We start from the raw sequence: 19956 nt of genomic DNA, 5'->3' as shown, positions 1-19956 counted from the left end.
TATTGGGTAAATGATAATGTCAATGGATGGAAAGGCAAATGTTATGTATGTAATGTTAATGATGTTGCATGTTATTGAAATGTAATGTAAATTCACGCCCGAAATGTGGCGCTGGGTGCTTCGATTGCAAACTATCTTCCGACAAAACGTTGCTTATCGGTGCCATGGAACATTTTCACCTATCTAAAAAAAGTACACTCAGCACCGGTACAGAAAAGCTGAATGATTGCCGTTGAGAGAGCGGTTTATGCAAGCACAAATAGATGTGACGGAGTATTGGAAGTCAATGGATCAGCGTGCGGTAGTCAGGCCGCGGGAGGCCACACTTAATGTGGCAATCGTATTATGCGATGGCTTTTCCCTGTTTGATCTCAGCCTCGTAGCCGAGGTGTTTCGGCAACTCAATCAATTTCCGGACGTTTCATGCACGATCGATAACCGTGTTTTAGTTACCATGGTTTCGGCGCGAGGCGGGTACGTTACGAATTCCGTATCGGTTCGTATCAGAACCGATGCGATCGACGAACATCTAGCCGAACATTTTGACGGCGTTTTCGTTCTCGGCGGAGCCCCCGAAAACGTTGCTTCGGTCGATCCAACGGATCTTCGCGCATTGCGTAAATTGCTTATGAACGCCAGCTCCGTGAAGTGGAATGAGCAGGGGTGGGCGGTGATCGAGGCTTCGGGCTATGAACCCACTTCGGCAGCGGAAAGGGGGTGGCCCGAATCATATCGGCGGAAAAACAGTTCAACGGAAGATTGCGCGTCGCTCGTCGGTCAGAGTGTGAACAGTTCGCTTTCCGCCGCACTATCATTTATTCCGGGAAGTCTTTATACCGAGATCGCGCACAGGATTATGCGAAATGTCGTTGCGCCCAGTCTCGATCTTTCGTGTGCCGATGACGACGCGCTCAACGAGGTGAGCGTGGTGGATCGGGTTCACGCCGCGGCACAATGGATCACGAAGAATTGCAGGCGTTCAATCTCCGTTGCGCAGGCGGCGGAGGTGGCCAGAATGAGTGAGCGAACTTTCCTGCGTCATTTTAAAGTTGTAACGGGCAGGACACCCTCTGAATATCTTCTCGATGCTCGTTTTGAAATGACCTGTCGGCTTCTTCGGGAAACCACGCTTCCAGTCGACAAGATTGCACGGCGCTGCGGGATGAGCAGTGGCGAGCGGATTTCGCGGGTTTTTCGCAAACGTTTGTCGCAAACGCCTACGGAATATCGGGCAGCTCATCGTACGACTAGTCGCTCTACCTGAGAGCAGAACTGCTCACACACTCTCCGCGCTGATGCTGAACACTGCGCTTCACGGCTCTCTTGGGCCAATGGTTCGTGGTGTGAGATCGATTTTGCGGAAAAGAAAATCTCTTCTGGCATGAGCTAGCTCGCAGGTGCAGATACGAGTTTGCATGTCATCTACAACTATTCAAAGATTTCGTTGTACTGAAAAATTGCGAACCTTTTTCGAAAACAAAACGGTGCTTTTTGGTGACGATGCACGCGTGGCACGATCAAGCGTATCTGTAGATCTCACGCGCCGTCAGTTCAAGACACGCGGCGTATTCGTGCTGTCAAAAGGCCCCCTTTTGTCCTTTTATCCCTGTTGTGGCATTGCTTTCAATAGAGGCGCTGGGGCATGACGTTCCAGGAGAATTTTTTTCTGCGGTCGGTGCGGCCTGAGGCTAATTTGCCCGACCACCTCGACCCGGCAGGAACGTTGTGCATCGTCGCTTCGATCACGAATCTGCGGGAGATCGACCGCGCTTGGGGTTCGCAACCTGCGCTCGCCGTACGGCACGTTGTGCTCCAGCGGGCGCGCGAGCTATGCCGGTCGATACCGGGCATTGCCGTGCAGAGCGGCGACCTCATCCTGTTCGTCTTCGATTCGCCTCTGGACGGTCTGCCAGCGGCAACGTCGGGCTCGGCCCGGCTCGGATTGCTGATGGACCGCATTCTTTGCGATCTCGCTGACCAGCCGATCGAAATTGCGGGCAACGTTGTATTCGCGGCACTTTCCGTAACGGTCGTCGAACAGATCGAGAGTGCGTTCGATATTGCGGCTGCCGACGCTGGCACGGACGGTGCACGGGTCGGCTTGGCGGAGCAGCGCTGGCGCGACCGGTTTTTTTCCGACATGAAGGCCGCCGAGCGGCTGTTCTCGGCTAAAAATCTCGATCGTCTGGTCTTCGACGCGGAGCCGGTTTGCGATCTGCGCAATGCTGAAATCGTACGCTACTACGAGGTGATGCCTTTCTGGAGGTGCGACGGCGTGCGCAGGCAGGTGGCAGAGATGGTGGCGCCGCTCGAGCGGCTCGGCTTGACCCGAAGACTGGATCGCTGGACAGTCGAAACGACAATCTGTGCGCTCCAGTCGAAGCCCGGCATTGCGCTTGGCTGCAATGTGACGTCGCAAAGCGCTTCGCTCGATGGCTGGTGGACGTTCATCATTGCCGTGCTGAGCGAGCAGCGTGCGCTCGCCGAGCGCCTCGTCATCGAGCTTTCCGGGGTCACGCCCACGGTGGATCTGGCGAGTATGGGCGCGTTCGTGCGCAAGCTTCAGGAGCTCGGTTGCCAGGTTGCACTCGACAACGTGGGAGGCGGCAGCAGCAGTATTGAGGCGCTGGCGTCGCTAGGCGTCGATGTCGTGAAGATCGATGCAGGCTGCCTTCGCGACGCACGCAAGCGCGATCGGGCCAACGATTTCTTGCGCAACCTCGTCACGCTGGCGCGCGGCGCTGGCGCCGAAGTCGTGATTACCGGCATCGAAAACGAGCCAGACGTGGAGGTCGCGGAGCGCGCTGGCGCGACGCACATGCAGGGTTCACGTTTCCGCAACGACGTCATTGCAGATCTAAGAATCAATAGTCCTGAATGAATAGCTGATTCAGGGTAGCTAATAAATCTCTACGCTCAGGTCCAGTTTCCACACTGGTCACCGGGCTTGTTTGTCTGGGTCGAAGCGTTCGTGTCAGCGAGCCGTGCATGGCTACGCGGGCCGGCGACACGCGACTATTAATAAGGGGAATTGTGTGACGACGAAGATTGCAGTGTGTGGCTTGGGCTATGTCGGTCTGCCCGTGGCGGTGGCGCTCGCGCGGCACTTTGAGGTAACCGGATTCGATGTTGACGCGAGGCGAGTCGAGAACTTGCGCAGCGGTGAGGACTGGACCGGCGAGATCGAGCCGCATGTGCTGCGCGACTCGACGCTGCGCTTTACCGACGAGGTCAAAGACCTGGCCGGTACAAACTTCTTCGTGGTCGCGGTGCCTACGCCCGTCGACGAAAGGTGCAGCCCCGACTTTTCGCTGTTGCAGAGTGCTTGCCGTCTGATCGGGCCGGTCCTGCAACCGGGCAGCATCGTAGTGTTCGAGTCCACCGTCCATCCGGGCGCGACCGAAGAAATCTGCGGACCTGAACTGGAAAAGAGTTCGGGCTTGCGCTGTGGCATCGACTTCAAGCTCGGCTACAGCCCCGAACGGATCAACCCGGGCGACCGCGAACATCCGCTCGAAAAGATCGTCAAGATCGTCTCGGGTCAGGACAAGGAAGCGCTCGATTTGATCGCGGACGTTTATGAAAAGATCATCGAGGCTGGCGTTTTCCGCGCGTCTTCGATCAAGGTTGCCGAAGCGGCCAAGGTCATCGAGAACACGCAGCGCGACATCAATATTGCGCTCATGAACGAAGTCTCGAAGATTTGCGATCTGGTCGGCATCCGTTCGTCCGAAGTGCTGGAAGCTGCGGGCACGAAGTGGAACTTCCTTCGATTCACGCCGGGACTCGTTGGTGGTCATTGCATCGGCGTCGATCCCTACTATCTGACCTCGAAGGCACAAGAACTCGGCTACCACCCCGAAGTGATCCTGGCGGGGCGCCGTATCAACGACGGCATGGCCGACTATGTCGCCAGCCGCCTCGTTCAAGTGATTGCAAGCCGCCATCGCCTCAAGGCGACAACCCGTGTCGGCATTCTTGGCATTACGTTCAAGGAGAACGTGCCCGATATCCGCAACTCGAAGGTTGTCGACCTCTACGAAGCGCTCACGCGTTATGGCATGACGCCGCTCGTCTACGACCCGATGGCCGACGCGGAGCAGGTGCACGAAGAGTACGGCATCAAGCTCTCAGCGCGTGAGGAACTTAGCGCGCTGGACGTACTGGTATTCGCAGTGCCGCACCGCGAAATCATGGCAACGATCGAGCGCGACCTGCCCGAGATGATCGCTGACGGCGGGATTGTCTGCGATCTGAAATCGACGCTGGACGGCGAGCGGATCACGAAAAACAAGCTGACCTATTGGGCACTCTAAACGCCGGCACTGACGATATTCGAACAGCGATCATGAATCCATTTACCATTGCGCCCATCGGCACCTGCCGCATTCACACGCCGCTGCGCCGAGGCGCGGGACGCTACCCGATCCGCCCGGCGCTAGCGCGAAACTACGGCTATGTGCACACGAGTTCCGAGGCGCTCCAGCAGTTGCAGTTCATGCTCGGGGAGAAGGACATCCCCGCAGACGTGCGCACGCTGACGTTTCGCCCCATTTTGCCGGAGAACCTCGACGCGAATTCGTGGACCGGCGCCGAGTTCTATCTGGTCGAGATCTCCTCGCGAAAGCTCTTTAGCGTCGACGATCATCCGATCCAGATGAACTACATGATGCGTCATTTCGGTGATTTTTTCGCCGACAAGAAGCGCTCACGAATGTTCATGTCCATGGCGACGCCGGGCCGTTTAGACGAGCGCCGGCAATGGCTCGAGCAGGATTTCGCGTTTCAGCGTCTCTCGCCGGTTGACCGGGATCTGCTCGCCCGCATCCTGCGGCGCGATCTCAAGGATGCCGAAATCATGGCCGAGATGGAGCAGATCGCCGACCTGGTCGGCCGGGACAAGCTGGCGTTCGTCACGCATGTGAACGCCGATATGCCCGACAGCATGCCGGTCGTGCAGCGGCGCGCGCTGATCAACGCGGTACGCACGATTGCGAAGCGGATGAATGTGCCGTGCTACGACCCTAGTCTCCTGATGCGCAAGTTGGGCCAGGCCAACGCATTGGAAAACGGCGGGCTCGATCTGGCGCACTACACCGATTTGTTCTCGGACCAGCTATGCGAGGCGTGGTACACGGAATTTGTCGTGCCGCGGGTCGATGCGTCGGATATTCCGTCGCCCCAGAAAGTCGATTCCCTCCAGCACGAAGATACGGCTGAAAGCCTCGAGGCCGCGTGGAACGCCGGACGCGTGCTTGAAGTGTCGCAGCGGCTGCGAGGGATCCTGCGCCACGGCGAGGGCAGCCGGCAGCATCGGCTGCTGTTGGGTCGCGTGCAGTATGAGCTCGGCGACTATGAGCAAGCGGCAGTGCAGTTCGAATCGCTCGGCACGGAGCCGGAACTCGACGAGAAGGCGAATCTGCTGCTCACGCATTGCTACTTCGAGACTGGGCGCTACGAGCAGGCCGCCCGTCTGGCCGCCGCGCTGATCGCGGACGAGCGTGAGGCGCCGGTAGTCCTGAGGATTTGCGCGGAATCGGCGGGGAAGCTGGGCGATACGCCCACGGCGCTAGCCACCTGGAAGCGTTTGTTCCGCGTTTCGACAGATACGGCTGACACATCCGTTGCTGCGACGGCGGTGATCGGTCTGCTCGATGCCTCTGGCGATGCCGAGGGAGCGGTCCAGTGGGCCAATGAGGTGCGCGAGACGCTGCCTACCCATGCACCGAGTTTCTCGGCGCTCTGGGATCGGGCGCTGGCGGCGTCCGACCGCGAGGCGCTGCTGGAGTTGGCGCGCGAACTCGTGGACATGTGTGAGGCGGACGTTCTGGCCGTCGCACAACGCACGGCCGAGCGCGGCTTCGCGCTACCGGCAGCACTGCTGAGCGCAACCCAGGGGCTCACGCGCAGCAAGGGCAAGGCTGCGGTTGACTGGATCGCCAGCTGCGCCACAGCGTGGCTCGATGAGGGTACCGCGGCACTTGCGGCTGGCGACTTGATGCAGGCGGCGGACAAGATCCAGGCCCGTGCGCAGCTGAGTCCGAACGGCAATGCGTTGATTCGCGCGAAAAGGCAACTCGAACGCCAGATGCGGCAGGACGCGCGCACAGCCCTCATCGCCCGCGACTATGAGCGCGCGGCCGTCGTGATCGCTATTGCGAGCCAGACGCTCACGACCTTTCCCGAGTTGGTGAGCTTCCGCATACGCGTGGCCGAAGCGCTCGACGATATCCGCACCGCGCTCGTGTATCTGCGTGACCCATCCACGTTCGACGACATTGCGGACAGTGCATGGATCAAGCTGGCCCGCATGGCCGTGCGCAGCGGCTACTACGGCGAAGCGATCGATGCCTATGCGCGGGTGCTGAACTCGCCGTCGAGTGATCCGGCAGCGCGCATCGAGGCGAAGCGTCAGATTCTCGGCCTGCGTAGCCGCGCCATCCGGCTCGCGCGCGATGCGCACCGCGCGGGCGACCATGAGCGCGCGTGGGCGCTGCTCGAGCGTCTGCAGCAGCTCGATCCGGATAACAAGGAAGTCTCGCAGGAAAAGAAGCGCGTGCTCACGGGGCTACACGTGAAGGTGAAGTCGCTCGACGCCACGAGCGACGCGGACCGGCTCTCGCTCGGCGAGACGATCCTGCGCCTCGCGCCCGAGGACGCCATCGGGTTGAAGGCGGCGGCGACCGGGGCTATGCGCACGCATCGCTTTGACCAGGCGCTCAAGTACTGGCAGGCGCTGCGCCCCCGCGCCGCGTCGCCGGAGTTGATCGACGGAAATATCCAGAAGTGCCGGATATTCATCGATCGCGCAAAGCGCAAGAAGGCGGCCTGACACGGCCTCTGATGGCCTGCGGGCCGGGGCGCACAGTCCCGGCCCGTGGCGATCGCTTGCGAACGTGGTTGGAGTATTTCCAGTAAATCATGGTTGGGTTCCGGTAATGGCTAAAGCAGGAAAGACAGGAGCGAACGAGAGCGCGTGTGCCGTGCCCGCTCGGCCCAAGCGGGTCCGGGCATCCGGCGACGCAATCGCTGCGGCGAAGGCCACGGCGCGGGCGAAGCCTCGCGCGGCGGCGAAGCCTCACGCAGACGCCAGGCTAAAGGCATCATCTGGGCCGGAGGTTGCCCCGGTGCCGCAGGTGGTGCCGGCGCCCGTTGAGCCCGAAGCGGCCTGCACGCCGCAGCGGCCCCGGACCAGCACTGAAACACCTGCCGGCTTACAGTCGCTGCACGAGGAACTGGCAGGCCTGCTCGCCGCCAGCACAACGCTGCAGAATGCGCGCAAGCATCTGGGCGAGGCGGAACGCCTGGCGGCGCAGGCGCCAGACGACATGACGGTGCGTATCGCGATGCTGCAGATCAAGGAGAGGACCGGCCTCAGCACGGGCCTGCTCGCGCAATGGGCCGATCTGCTTCGCGACTGTCCCGAGGATCTCGTCGTGGCGCGTCACTACGCAACGCGGCTTTTCAAGGAGCGGCGCGTGGAGGAGGCCATGGCGCTAGCGGACCGCTACTTTCCCGAGCAGCCGGACGATTCCCGCAAGACGCTGGCCCGCGCGGAGTTCCTCGCCGACATCAAGGCACATGAGGCTTCGGATGCGCTGTTCAGGCGCCTCATAGCGGAGCACGACCGGCGCGATCTGCGTGTGGCGTTCGCGAAGCGCCTCGTCAAGCGCGGCATGGTTGCCGATGCGATCCAGATCATCGAACCCGTCGCGCTTGGGCTCGCGCCTGAGAGCAAGGCGGGGCAGCTCGTTGCGAAGATCATCGACGACTACACGTTTTACCGTCGATTCGAATCCGCAGCGGATCTGGAGGGACAGGACATCAAGATTGCCGCGATGCGTCAGGCGATCCTGCGCTTTCGCGATCGCGTCGTGTCGCCACCGCAACGCGGCAAACCCGCGTCGGTCGCGCTCGTGACGGGCAGCCTGGGGCCTGGCGGCGCGGAGCGGCAACTATCGCGGCTCGCCGTTCATCTGCAGCGTCTCGCGTCTGAGGCTGTCGACGCAAGCGAATACGCCGTGAGCGCCGTGGAAGTACTGGTCAAGCAGCACTCCGAGCCTGCACGCGTCGACCGGCCGCAACGGCTCGACTTCTTTCTGGGTATGTTGCGTGACGCAAATGTCAAGGTATCCGAAATCAATTCGATGCCGGCAGTTTCGACTGCGCACCAGGACATTCTCGACGCGGACCTGCTGCGCATGCTCGGCAGCCTGCCGCCGCAGGTGCATTACGGTGTCACGCGCCTCGCCCCGTATCTGCGCGAGCATGCGTTCGACGTCGTGAGCCTCTGGCAGGACGGCACTTGTCTGTTCGGCGCACTGGCCGCGCTTCTGGCAGGCGTGCCGACGATTCATCTCGTGTTTCGGGGGTTGCCGCCGAATATCCGGCAGGAGCGCAACCGTCCCGAGTACGCCGCATTCTATCGCGCCATCGCTGAGGTGCCGGGTGTCGATTTCGTCAGCAACAGCATGACCGGCGCGCGGGAGTACGCGCAATGGCTGGGGCTGCCGCTCGAGCGATTCCGCATTCTCTACAACGGCGTGCCGGAAATGAACGCGATCGCCTCGGAGCACGACGAGCGCAAGTGGACGGAGTTCGTCGAGCGCACGCCGGACGCGACCGAGACGATCGGCGGCGTGTTTCGCCTCGAGCCAGACAAGCGGCCGCTGCTGTGGATCAAGCTGGCGCATCGCTACCTGAAGCGGCGCCCGCTTGCACGCTTCGTTATCGTGGGCGACGGTCGTTTCGGAGAGGAGGCTCACGCGCTGGCTACCGAGCTTGGTATTGCCAACCGCCTGCTGCTCGCTGGACTCTCATCGCATGTGGGGTTCTGGTATTCGAAGATGGATGTCAAAGTGCTGCTGTCCCGGCATGAAGGGTTACCGAACGTTCTGATCGAGGCGCAACTGCTCGGCATCTGTACGGTCTCGACGCCGGCGGGCGGGGCGGGTGAGTGCTTCATAGACGGCGTGACCGGGCATCTGCTGGCGTGCGCGGAGAACCCCGACCTGAACGACGCCTGCGCGAAGATCGAACACCTTGTCCTGAGCGCGCAGGCGGACGCAACCGTGAGGGAACTGGCAAAGCGGCGTGCCACCGAGCACTTTTCGGTGGAGACCATGCTCGAAACGTTTATGGACCTGTGCCGGCGCGACGATCCGGTGGAGGCACGTCGCCAGTGTGCGGAACAACTCGAAAATCTGGTGATGAATTGATGCTGTACCCGCTTGTTGGTATTCCTGAACGCCTGATCATGACCCTGGCTGTTTGCCTCTGTTGTGTTTTGCAGGGCTGTGTGGTCCCGCGTAGCGGCCCGCTGTTGAGCGAAGTGCAGGCGTCGCGCGATCGTAACGACATTGAGCTGATCAGTGTAACGCCGGCGCTCGCGCTTGCCTCTCGCGTTGCGGGCAGCGCCGGCTTTCCGGCCGATTTCCTGCAGGCGCAGCCGATCGACGATGAAAAGCTGGCTCCGGGCGACGGCGTCGATATCTCGCTGTGGGGGCGCGACGGCGTGGGCGTCTTTGCCAACGGAACGGGCGGAATGACGGACATGGGCGAGATGGTCGTTGACGAGGCCGGCACGATCTACGTTCCACAGGTCGGCCGCGTGCGCGCGCAAGGCCTGACGCCAGCCGGGTTGCGCGATGCAATCGAGCGGCGATTGAGCCGCGTGACGGTGGGGCTCGATGTCAGTGTGCGCCGAACAGAGCGGCGCGGGCAGACCGTGACAATCGAGGGCGATCTTGGCAAGCCCGGCGTCTATCCGATCGCGCCTGGCGCCCGGCGCCTGAGCGGCCTGCTAAGCCAGGCCGCGCCGAACCAGATGAATCCGGAGCAGCTCGCGATCACGGTCCGACGGCACGGCGAGAGCGCATCGGTGCGCCTGTCCGACGTCTATCGAAATAGCGCGGAGGACATCGCGTTGCACGCCGGTGACTCGGTCGTCGTCCACAACGTCGTAGAAAATCTGATCGTGTTGGGTGCCGCGGGCGCTCAATCCAGTGTCAAGCTCAGCAAGCGCAATTACACCGTGCTCGACGCGCTCGGCGATTCGCGCGGCCTGAGCGATTCGCTCGCCAATCCGAAGGCGGTCTTCTTGCTGCGCATTCGCCCCGATGCCGTTGCGGCTGCTGCCGACGCCCGCCCGGTCATCTATCAGTTCGACTTCACGAAGCCCGAGCAGATGGTGCTCGCCGGCAAGTTCTCGGTGCACGGCGGCGATGCGATCTATATCTCGGACGCGCCGTTTACGCAGATTCAGAAGGTCCTTTCGGCCTTCAGTGCAACGCTAGGCACCGCGCGCTCCGTGTCCAGCATGGCGCAGTGAAGGGCGGGCATGAGCAATCAGGATCGGATCAAGAACTGGCGCGAACGCCGGACGGCACGGCATGCCGACGGCGCGGCCGCCAACGCGATTGCCGCTGCCAGCGCTGCTTCGGGCGCGTCGGCGGGTTTGCACGGCGCTCGCTCCGGCTGGACAGCTTCGGACGACGTGCGCAACGTCCTGAGCGGCGTGCTCGATGCACTCGCCAGCGCGCCGCGCGAAAGCGTGGCTGGGCGGCGACGCATCTACGATGCGCTCGAGAGTGAGCTTGACGCGGAACTCGCGCGCGATGGCGCGCCGCCCGAGCTCGCGGATTTTCGCCGGCGCCAGCTGCGCATGGTCGTGCGACTGCTCGAAGCCGATATCCGCGCGGGTGTCGACGTGCTGATGGCAGGCTACGCACCTGCAACGCTCGACGCAGACAACGCACGGCTGTGCGACGGGTTCGATCGGCGCGCACAGCAGCGCAAACAGCAGGAGGTGCGCGAGGCGCGGCGCCGCGCCTCGTCCGAGGATGTCGCCTTCGATATCGCGTTGCAGCCGCAGGAGGAGCGCGAAGTCGCGCTGTTGCGCGAGCGGCTCGCCGGTATTCATGCCCGGCAACATTGCGCCCAGCCCGGCACACTGCAGTCGTGGCTGGCGAGCATTGCGCCGCTGCTGCGGATTCAGCTGCACATCCTCCAGAACGAGAGCCGCATTGCGCTGTTGTGGTCCGTGGTCGGCCCCGCGGTGCTGCTGAGCCTGATTTCTTCGCTCTACTTCCTGATGGGAACGCACTACGTGCTCGGCATGGACGTGCCCACGTTTTCGTTGCTGGGCGCGACGACGTGGATCATGTTCCGGCAGACGGTGTTTCGCACGAGCACGAGCTACGTCGCGGCCCGCTGGCTCATCAACCTGGAGCCCGTCAAGCCGCTTTCCGTGGCGCTCGTGCAAGGATGCCTGTTCATCTCCATTTACCTCAGCGTGTACGCCATTCTCATCGGCGTCGGCCACGGAATCGGTCTCATCACGCTGCCTGTGCGCTGGTCGGGGGCGATCGCCTATGTCGTCCTGATGGGCGGAGCGGGCGTCGCAATAGGGTTGATCTTCGGATGCATCGCCAGCACGTGGCACTTCTTCTTGCGATTTGCGCCGGTGATCGAGCGATGCCTGGAGCTGTTCTCGTCGGTCTTCTTCGTCTCCGAGCAGTTGCCGGAGCAATATCGGAAGTACGTTTTGTGGTCGCCATTCGCGCATGGCATGCAGCTGCTCAGGTCGTCGTACTTCGACAGTTACACGTCGCACGACGCGAGCTTCACGTATTTCGTCACTGCGCTGGTCTTGCTGGCTGTGCTCGGCGTGGCCATGGAGCGGATCGCGCGGACCCGCGTGCAACCGATGTGAGCGAGTCATGATCTATCTGAACGGCGTCACGGACGCTCCGCGCATCTTCGGGACGCAGCAAATTCTGCTTCAGGATGTCGACCTGTGGATTCCGCGCGGACGCTATGCACTGCTCTCGCGCAGGCCGGAGTTTCATCGGGCCATTGTCGACGTCATCGCGGGCCTGCGGCCGCCGCGCGATGGGTTCGTCGATCGCAGGGGCCTCGTTTCGTGGCCGCTCGGGCGGCAAGGCTTCGTGCGCGGCAAGGCTACGGGACTGCGCATGATCGAGTTCGTGTGTGCGCTTTACGGCATGGCGCCCACACCTTGCGTCGAGCTGGTGTCGGACCTGCTGACGAGCCCCGAATATCTGCCGCGGCCGATGGAGCACTGGCCGCTCTATGTACGCCAGGAATTCTCCTTCGCGCTCGCGCTCGCACCGGATTTCGACGTGTACATCGTCGAAGGGGCGATCCCGTTCGAGGACTGCCGCTTCACGAACCTGTGGCTCGCGCTGTTCGAAGAGCGGCTGGTGGGACGCACGCTACTTCTATCAACTTACCGTCATCAGCAAATGATGGATTACTGCACCAAGGGTTTGGTCTATGAGCAATACGGCCTTCGGATCGACGATGACCTCGGAGAATGCATCCGCCGCTTCCCTCCCCGGAGATCTCGCAGCGAGTCCGGCGAGTCAGGCGAAGCCAATGTCGTCGACGTCGGCGCTGCCGACCAGTTCGGTGTCTAGCGCGGATTTGCCGATCTCGCAGCGCGCGAAGGTGCGCGAGCACGTGTTGCGCGGGCGCCGCCGCCAGCGCCTCGTCACGCTCGGTCTCGTATTCGTCCCCGTGGTGTTGGCGGCGATCTACGCGTTTGCGTTCGCGGCGCCGCGCTTTGGTGCCGAAGCGCGCTTCTCGGTGCGTTCGAGCGCGGTACAGTCCTCCGTGCAGGGCGCATCGGGGAGCCTGCTCTCGAGCGGTAACGGCGGTAGCGCGGTGGGTGGATTCGTAGACGGTTGGGCCGTCGCCGACTTCATCCGCTCGCGTGATTGCATGCGCCAGCTCGATAGCAAGATCGGGCTACGCAAGTACCTCGTCTACACGGGCATCGACCCGGTCAACCGGCTCTCACCTGATGCCGGCGAGGACGAACTTTATCGCGCCTATCTCGACGCGGTCGATGTCTCGTACAACATGATCGAGCAGATCGATGTATTGCGCGTTAGCGCCTTCTCGCCGGCCGACGCGCGCGCGATCTCGAATGGGTTGATCGAACTGGCCCAGCAGTTCGTCAACAAGATGGACCAGGAAGGCATTGCCGATACGCTCAAGGTCAGCAAGGACGCCGTGGCGCGCGCGGAGAAAGAGGCAATCGATGCTCGTGGCGCGCTCGCCGACTGGCGGGTGCGCAACGGCAATATCGATCCGCAGGCCGAAGCCAGCATGCTGCTGAACCTCTCGGCGCAATTGGAGGCCGAACTCAACACGGCGAAGATCAATCTCGACAAGGTTCGGGCGCTGAGTAATCCTGAGCATCCTATGCTGCAGCCCGCGCAGATGCAGGTGAGCGCGCTGCAGAAGCAACTCAACGAAGTGCGCGCGCGCATGAGCGGGCGCGGCAATACTGAGGCGAGCCGTCTGAAGTCCTATCAGGCGCTGTTGAATGCGCAGACCTTCGCGGACCAGAATCTCACATCGGCGCGGCAGAACTACCAGCAGGCGTTCATCGACACCCTGCGCCTGCAACGCTACCTCAGCGTGATTGCGCGCCCGGTGCCGGAGGCGCGCCCTGGAAGCCCCAACACGCACGTGTTGCTGATCGAGGCGCTTGCGGCGGGGTTCGTCTTCGCGTTCGCCGTGCGTATGGCCGCGGCGCTGTACCGGGAGTTCCACCATGGCTGAGCCACTGGCCGAACGCGGCGCAAGTGAGCGCGCCGTCTCGCCGCTCGACGCCGCGAAGCGTGCGATTCGCGCTGAAGCATGGGAAACCGGCCTCGCGCTGCTCGAGGAGATCGAACGCAGCGGCGGTGAGCTCGACGCCAATGCCGGCGTTCTGAAGGCGATCGCGCTGATCCGCTCGAGGGGCTTCATGGCCGCGATCGACAGTCTCGATCCTCAGCGGATTCGCGAGGCGCAGGGACGCGCCGATTTGCGGCGCCTCGTGGTCGCTCCGCTTGTGAAGGCTGGCGCATTGATCGATGCGGCGCGCGTGCTCGACTTGCTGGTGCGCGCTTATCCCGAGAGCAGCGACGATCGGCGCAGCTATGCGAGTGTGCTCGCGCGGCTCAAACGATGGAGCGAGGCAATCGCTCATGTCGACGAAGCCGCACGCGCTGCGCCCGGCGACGGCTCGCTGCTGGCGACGCGTATTCAGTTGCGCACACTGGCAGGCGAGACGGCTGCGGCGGCCCAGCTGGCGCGCGAGTCGATCGGCGCCGCCACGCAGGCCCCTGGCGACGCGCATGTCTGGATGACCGCGCTGCTGCGCGGAGGCGATCTTGCCGGCGCGGCAAACATCGCCGCCAAGATCGAGGCGCCCAATCACCGGGTCGCGAGCGTCGCGGTGCGTGCGCTGCTCAGCAACGGCAGGACCGGCGCGGCCATCTCCGTCGGGCGCAACGCCTTGCGCGCCGGTCACGATAGCGCTGCGCTGCGTTCGCAACTCGCCCAGGCGCACCTCGCGCGCGGGACGCACGACGATCGTCTGGTCGCGGCGCTCGAGCACCTCGCGGTGGGCGTACAAATCGCGCCGGACGATCTGCGGCTCAACTCGCTCTATGGCGAAACGCTATTGCGCGCCGGGCGCTTTGCGCAGTCGGTGTCGTTTCTGGAGAAGAGCGCCACGCTCGCGCCTGGGCTCGAACACATACGCGCGATGTACGCGCGGGCATTGCGCCATTCCGGCAATCATGCGCAATCGGCTGAGCAGTTTTTGCATCTGGCCCACGCGAATCCGGAGCACGCGCGCTGGCAGCGCGCGGCGGCGGGTGCGCTGACCCAGGCGGGCCGCATGGAAGAAGCGGCCAATTTGCTCGACGCGTTCATCAGCCGCCGTTCGGCCGGCATGCCCGCCACGTTCGAGCAGGCGTTCGCGCGGATCGACGCGCAGGCAGCCACGGTGACGGTGCCGCGCGCCCGCCTCGACTGGGCGTGGGCGCTGCGAGGCGAGCAGCAGGCGCAGGAGCCGATGACACGCGAAGCATGGGAGCGCGCGGCGCAATGGGGCTATCTTGCCGACCATCTGCTGCTCGACTGGCTCGAATGCCGCGAAGACCGCGCGGAAGAAGCCATGGAATTGCTCTCGGACCTTGACGAGGCCGAGCAGTTCTTTGCACCGCTGCGCGAGAGCGGACGGGGTTTCGTGGTCGCCACGGCACACGTGGGGCCGATGTATGGCGGACTGATGGCGCTTGATCTGCTCGACATTCCATCGCGGTGGATTGCATCGACGCCGGGCATCAGCCGCAGCCACTACGCGCGCTCGCTGATCTCGACAAGCGACAGGACCGAGGTCCAGGTGGTGAAGGCCAGCCTCAAGGCGCTTCAGGAGGGGCATGCCGTATGCCTTGCCGTGGACGGCGCGCTGAATCCGGCGGCCGCGCGCGTTCCGTTCGAGGGCCAGGAGATCACGTGGTCGAGCTTTGCTGCACGCGCGTGCTATCGCCTCGGCCTCCCTTCGCTCTTCTACGCGCCGAAATGGGAGCAAGGCCGCATTACCCACACGCTCGAGCGGCTGCCCGAACCGCTCGAGAACGAGACACTTGAAGACTACGTCGTGAGATGGCAGCACGCGTGGCTCGCGCACTTGCGCGTCCACATCGCCGGGCGCCCGGAAAACCTGCGCCTGAGCGGCGGACTGTGGCGGCACGTTGTGTCGTCCACTGCAAAGGATTCGGCAACTTGAGTATTGAACAAAACGTGGAGATGCACTGATGAAGCGGAACGAAACGACTTTGAATACCAACCTGCCGTCGTGGCTGAACGACGAAACGCAAAACGAGCTGCGGACCTTTCTGCAGGGAAACCGGTTTCGCTGGCTCGTCACCGGGGCCGCGGGGTTTATCGGCTCCAACCTCGTGGAGACTTTACTGTTGCTCGGTCAGGAAGTCCGCGGTCTGGATAATTTCGCCACCGGCCACCGGCGCAACCTCCTGGAAGTGCGGGAACGGGTCGGCGAGGCGGTCTGGAGCCGCTTCGACTTCCATGAAGCGGACATCCGGGACGCGCACGCCTGCGCGAAGGCGGTCACCGGCGTGGACTACGTCCTGCATCAGGCGGCGCTCGGCTCGGTTCCGCGTTCAGTGAAGGACCCGAACACGACGAACGACGTCAACGTGTCTGGCTTTCTCGCGATGCTCGACGCCTCACGCGTAGCCAGCGTACGACGCTTCGTCTATGCCGCGTCCAGCTCGACCTATGGCGACGAGCCCAACCTCCCGAAGCGCGAGGAGCGCATCGGCAATCCGCTTTCGCCATATGCCGTGACGAAACTCGTCAACGAGCTCTATGCGAGCGTCTATTCGCGGACCTACGGTTTTCATTCGATCGGCCTGCGCTACTTCAACGCGTTTGGCCCGCGGCAAGACCCGGACGGCGCTTACGCCGCGGTGATTCCGAAATGGATCGCCGCGATGCTGGCAGGAGACGACGTTCAGATCAACGGAGATGGCGAAACGAGCCGCGACTTCTGCTACGTGGGTAACGTCGTGCAGGCCAATCTGCGTGCCGCGCTGCTCGGGGAACTCACCGCGAGCAAGGTATACAACGTTGCAGTGGGCGGCCGCACCACGCTCAATGACCTCTTCTCGATCATCCAGGCAGGGCTCGCCACGCACGGTATTCACTACGGGAAGCGGCCGGCATACAAACCCTTCCGCGCCGGTGATGTGCGCCACTCGCAAGCCGATGTATCGAATGCGGTGCGGGATCTGGGCTTCTCCGGGCTCTTCGATCTCCAAAGGGGCATGACAGAGGCGCTTCCCTGGTACCTCGCATTCGTTACCGGAGAGAAGGCCGCTGTTTGAACCGGCACGTCGCGTCAGTCGATAACACACAAGCATGGGCGTGAAGCCACGCCCCAATACGGGAAGGGGAGAAAAATCATGTGCGGGATTGTTGGTGCGGTTGCACGGGAGAATATTGTTCCGGTGCTGGTTGAGGGTCTCCGGCGTCTTGAGTATCGCGGCTACGATTCGTGCGGCGTGGCCGTGAATTCGAAGCGCGGTCTCGAGCGGATGCGCAGCATAGAGCGCGTGTCACATCTCGATTCGAGTCTGCGCCGCGCGCGCCTCGAAAGCACGAGCGGCATCGCACACACGCGCTGGGCGACGCACGGAGCGCCTGAAATCCGCAATGCGCATCCGATGTTTTCCTGCGATGCGCTTGCGGTGGTCCACAACGGCATCATCGAGAACTATGAATCGTTGCGCGAGGAACTCTCCGATGCAGGTTACGCGTTCGTGTCGCAGACCGATACGGAAGTGATCGCCCATTTGATTCATAGTCTCTACGACGGGGATCTGTTCACCGCGGTGCGCGAGGCCGTTCAACGTCTGCGCGGTGCCTACGCGATCGCGGTGGTTCATGAAGACGCGCCGCATATTATCGTCGGCGCACGCGAGGGATCGCCGTTGATCATCGGCGCCGGCGCGGAAGGCAATTTTCTTGCCTCCGACGCGCTCGCGCTCACGGACCAGGCCGAACATTTCCTATTTCTCGACGAGGGAGACGTGTGCGAACTGACGCGCGACACGATTCGCATCGTGGCGCGCAACGGCGAGCCAGTCGATCGTCAGCCGCAGCAGGTGCGCATCGCGAACTCGGCGGTGGAATTGGGAAGCTATCAGCACTATATGCAGAAGGAAATCTTCGAGCAACCCGGCGTGGTGGCCGCCACGACAGGCGGTGTCGAAGCCTTCGTGCCTGAGTTGTTCGGCGATGCCGCGGCCGCGACGTTCGACGGCATCGAAAGCGTGCAGATCCTCGCGTGCGGCACGAGCTACTATGCGGGACTCGTCGCGAAGTACTGGCTCGAATCGATCGCGAAGATCAAAACCGACGTCGAGATCGCGAGCGAGTATCGCTATCGCGAGCCGATGACGAGCCCGCGCGCGCTCGTCGTGACGATCTCGCAGTCGGGCGAGACGGCCGACACGCTGGCCGCACTCAAGTACACGCAGTCGCTCGGACAGACACGTACCCTCACGGTCTGCAACGTCCCGTCGAGCGCAATGGTGCAGCTTTGCGGCACGCGCTTTCTGACCCAGGCGGGGCAAGAGGTGGGTGTGGCGTCCACGAAGGCGTTTACCGCGCAACTGGTGGCGCTCTTCATGCTGGCGGTGACGCTCGGGCGCCAGCGCGGTCATGTGACGGCGTTGCACGAGGCGCAGTATCTGCAGCAGTTGCACGGGCTCCCGCAGATGCTGACGTCGACGCTCGCGCTTGAACCGCAGATCGTTGCGTGGTCGGCGAGGCTCGCCGCCAGGGAGAACGCGTTGTTCCTCGGGCGCGGACTGCAATATCCGATCGCACTGGAAGGCGCGCTCAAGCTCAAGGAGATTTCCTATATCCACGCCGAGGCCTATCCAGCCGGAGAACTCAAGCATGGTCCTCTTGCGCTCGTGACCGAAATGATGCCCGTGATTGCGATCGTGCCGGACGACGCCATGCAGGAGAAGATGAAATCGAATATCCAGGAGGTGCGCGCGCGCGGTGGCGAGCTCTTTATTCTGGCGGATAAGGGCACGCAGCTCGAAAGCGAAGAAGGCATCCATGTGATCCGCCTGCCGGCGCACTATGGGCCGCTCTCGCCGGTCCTGTACACGGTGCCGCTCCAGTTGCTCGCGTATCACACGGCGTGCGCGCGCGGTGCCGATATTGACAAGCCGCGCAATCTGGCGAAGTCGGTAACGGTCGAATAGTTTGACGCTCCATACAGGTAACGTTCATGACGATCAATGTTGGCAACATCGTGCGGGCCTTGCGGTTGTGGCTGCTTGTCTGCCTTGCACTGGCCGCGGCATCGCGCGCGGCGTTCGCCGATCCCACGAGTGCGTGCACGGTCGCAAGCGCCGAGTGTCCGTTCGTCTCCAGCCTGCTTGCGCAGCGCGAGGGCTATGGGCGCGCGGCAACGGGCGGCCTGGGCGGAGAGGTGGTGATCGTGACATCGTCGGCGGACGCGGGACCGGGAACGCTGCGGGAAGCGCTCGCAAACGTCGACAGGCCGCGGTGGATCCGCTTTGCATCGGACATGACCATAACGTTGCTGTCGCAACTGCATGTGCCTGGCAACGTGACGATCGATGGCCGAGGGCATCGCGTCACGCTGCTTGACTATGGTCTGGGCATTTACCGCAGCAGCAACGTGATTGTCACGCATCTGACCATTGACGGGCGGTTGCGGACGTTTTCGCAAGCGATCAATGTGGCCAACTACTCGAACAATGTCTGGATCGATCATCTCGATCTTTCCCGGTTCGCAGATCGCCTGCTCAACGTAAAAAATGGCTCGACGGACGTGACGGTGTCATGGATCAAGTTCCACGACGACGACAAAGTGATGCTGTTGAACAATATTACGTCGAAGGATTTATTCGCTAACTATGATCGTGACAAGGTGGCGCGCGTGACCGTCCATCATTGCTATTTCCTGAATACCGTACAGCGAAATCCGCGCGCGCAGTTCGGCACGTTTCATATTTTCAACAATCTGCTCGAGAACTGGGATTTTTATGGCATGAGCTTCAGTCTTCAGGCACGGGCGTTGGTGGAGGGCAATATATTCAGCAACGTGTCGAATCGAGATTGTGTGGAGCCGAAGTTCTTCCCCACGGTGGAAGGCGTGAACGCCAACTACTGCAAATACATTGCCGACGCACCATCGAGAACCGCTTTGCCGAACGGGGGATCGGACCAAAAGAATTTTGAGCGGTCGGCCCAACTTTATGGGGAAGGGCGCGACTATCGTGCCTATCTTTCGGTCAGAGACAATCTCTATCTTGGTGACGCCAGGGCCGTGTTGGGGAGCTATCTGCCGGAGAAGGTGCCGGCTCCGCCTTATTGCTATAAGTACGACACACCAACGCCAAAGCTCGCGGAGGAAATCCGTCAACTCGCGGGCAATACCGGTGGCCAGACGCCAAGAACGTCTTGTCAGTAACGGTGAAGTTCCACCCACACACCCATACAGACATACTCGTGAACATTGTGATCCTCGCGGCAGGCATGGGCAAACGCATGCACTCCGCACTGCCGAAAGTGCTCCAT

At 62.3% G+C, this 19956-nt stretch carries 13 protein-coding genes; all 13 read left to right on the top strand.

All coding sequences use genetic code 11. The features are described 5' to 3' along the window. Positions 1-286: 286 nt before the first annotated feature. The 13 genes from EYW47_RS34095 to EYW47_RS34035 all read left to right on the top strand — a co-directional run bounded on the left by EYW47_RS34095 (position 287) and on the right by EYW47_RS34035 (position 19849). A complete protein-coding gene (locus EYW47_RS34095; RefSeq protein WP_165976752.1) occupies positions 287-1264 on the top strand; it encodes a helix-turn-helix domain-containing protein in 978 nt (325 codons plus the stop codon). 429 nt (positions 1265-1693) lie between these two features. Next, a complete protein-coding gene (locus EYW47_RS34090; RefSeq protein WP_165976751.1) occupies positions 1694-2881 on the top strand; it encodes an EAL domain-containing protein in 1188 nt (395 codons plus the stop codon). Positions 2882-3053: 172 nt separating this feature from the next. Further along, positions 3054-4316 (top strand): nucleotide sugar dehydrogenase, encoded by a 1263-nt coding sequence (locus tag EYW47_RS34085; protein WP_133199261.1) that lies wholly within the window; start codon positions 3054-3056, stop codon positions 4314-4316. Positions 4317-4348: 32 nt separating this feature from the next. Beyond that, the gene (locus EYW47_RS34080; RefSeq protein WP_133199215.1) at positions 4349-6832 is read left to right on the top strand and encodes a tetratricopeptide repeat protein; all 2484 of its coding nucleotides are present in this window, start codon (positions 4349-4351) and stop codon (positions 6830-6832) included. 295 nt (positions 6833-7127) lie between these two features. Then, positions 7128-9218 (top strand): glycosyltransferase, encoded by a 2091-nt coding sequence (locus EYW47_RS34075; protein WP_240764037.1) that lies wholly within the window; start codon positions 7128-7130, stop codon positions 9216-9218. An 80-nt stretch (positions 9219-9298) separates the two neighbouring features. Beyond that, positions 9299-10330, top strand: coding sequence for a polysaccharide biosynthesis/export family protein (locus tag EYW47_RS34070; protein WP_165976750.1), 1032 nt, complete (start codon positions 9299-9301; stop codon positions 10328-10330). A 9-nt stretch (positions 10331-10339) separates the two neighbouring features. After that, positions 10340-11713: an ABC transporter permease gene (locus tag EYW47_RS34065; RefSeq protein ID WP_133199213.1), complete on the top strand. Its 1374-nt coding sequence runs from the start codon at positions 10340-10342 to the stop codon at positions 11711-11713. A gap of 7 nt (positions 11714-11720) precedes the next feature. After that, the gene (locus tag EYW47_RS34060; protein ID WP_133199212.1) at positions 11721-12440 is read left to right on the top strand and encodes a P-loop NTPase family protein; all 720 of its coding nucleotides are present in this window, start codon (positions 11721-11723) and stop codon (positions 12438-12440) included. Then, positions 12400-13593, top strand: coding sequence for a KpsE/RkpR family capsule polysaccharide export protein (locus EYW47_RS34055; RefSeq protein ID WP_240764036.1), 1194 nt, complete (start codon positions 12400-12402; stop codon positions 13591-13593). Before EYW47_RS34060 ends, EYW47_RS34055 begins: the two co-directional genes overlap by 41 nt. Then, positions 13586-15595, top strand: coding sequence for a tetratricopeptide repeat protein (locus EYW47_RS34050; RefSeq protein ID WP_133199211.1), 2010 nt, complete (start codon positions 13586-13588; stop codon positions 15593-15595). Before EYW47_RS34055 ends, EYW47_RS34050 begins: the two co-directional genes overlap by 8 nt. Positions 15596-15623: 28 nt before the next feature. Next, positions 15624-16715 (top strand): SDR family oxidoreductase, encoded by a 1092-nt coding sequence (locus EYW47_RS34045; RefSeq protein WP_133199210.1) that lies wholly within the window; start codon positions 15624-15626, stop codon positions 16713-16715. A gap of 78 nt (positions 16716-16793) precedes the next feature. Beyond that, entirely contained in the window at positions 16794-18611 is a 1818-nt protein-coding gene (gene glmS / locus EYW47_RS34040) for a glutamine--fructose-6-phosphate transaminase (isomerizing) (protein WP_133199209.1), read from the top strand. 26 nt (positions 18612-18637) lie between these two features. Continuing rightward, entirely contained in the window at positions 18638-19849 is a 1212-nt protein-coding gene (locus EYW47_RS34035; RefSeq protein WP_133199208.1) for a pectate lyase family protein, read from the top strand. Positions 19850-19956: the final 107 nt, after the last annotated feature.

The organism is Paraburkholderia silviterrae (genome assembly GCF_004353915.1).
Classification (GTDB): Bacteria; Pseudomonadota; Gammaproteobacteria; order Burkholderiales; family Burkholderiaceae; genus Paraburkholderia; species Paraburkholderia silviterrae.
The sequence above is the reverse complement of the archived record's forward strand: the minus strand, read 5'-3'. Positions and strand labels throughout refer to the sequence as shown.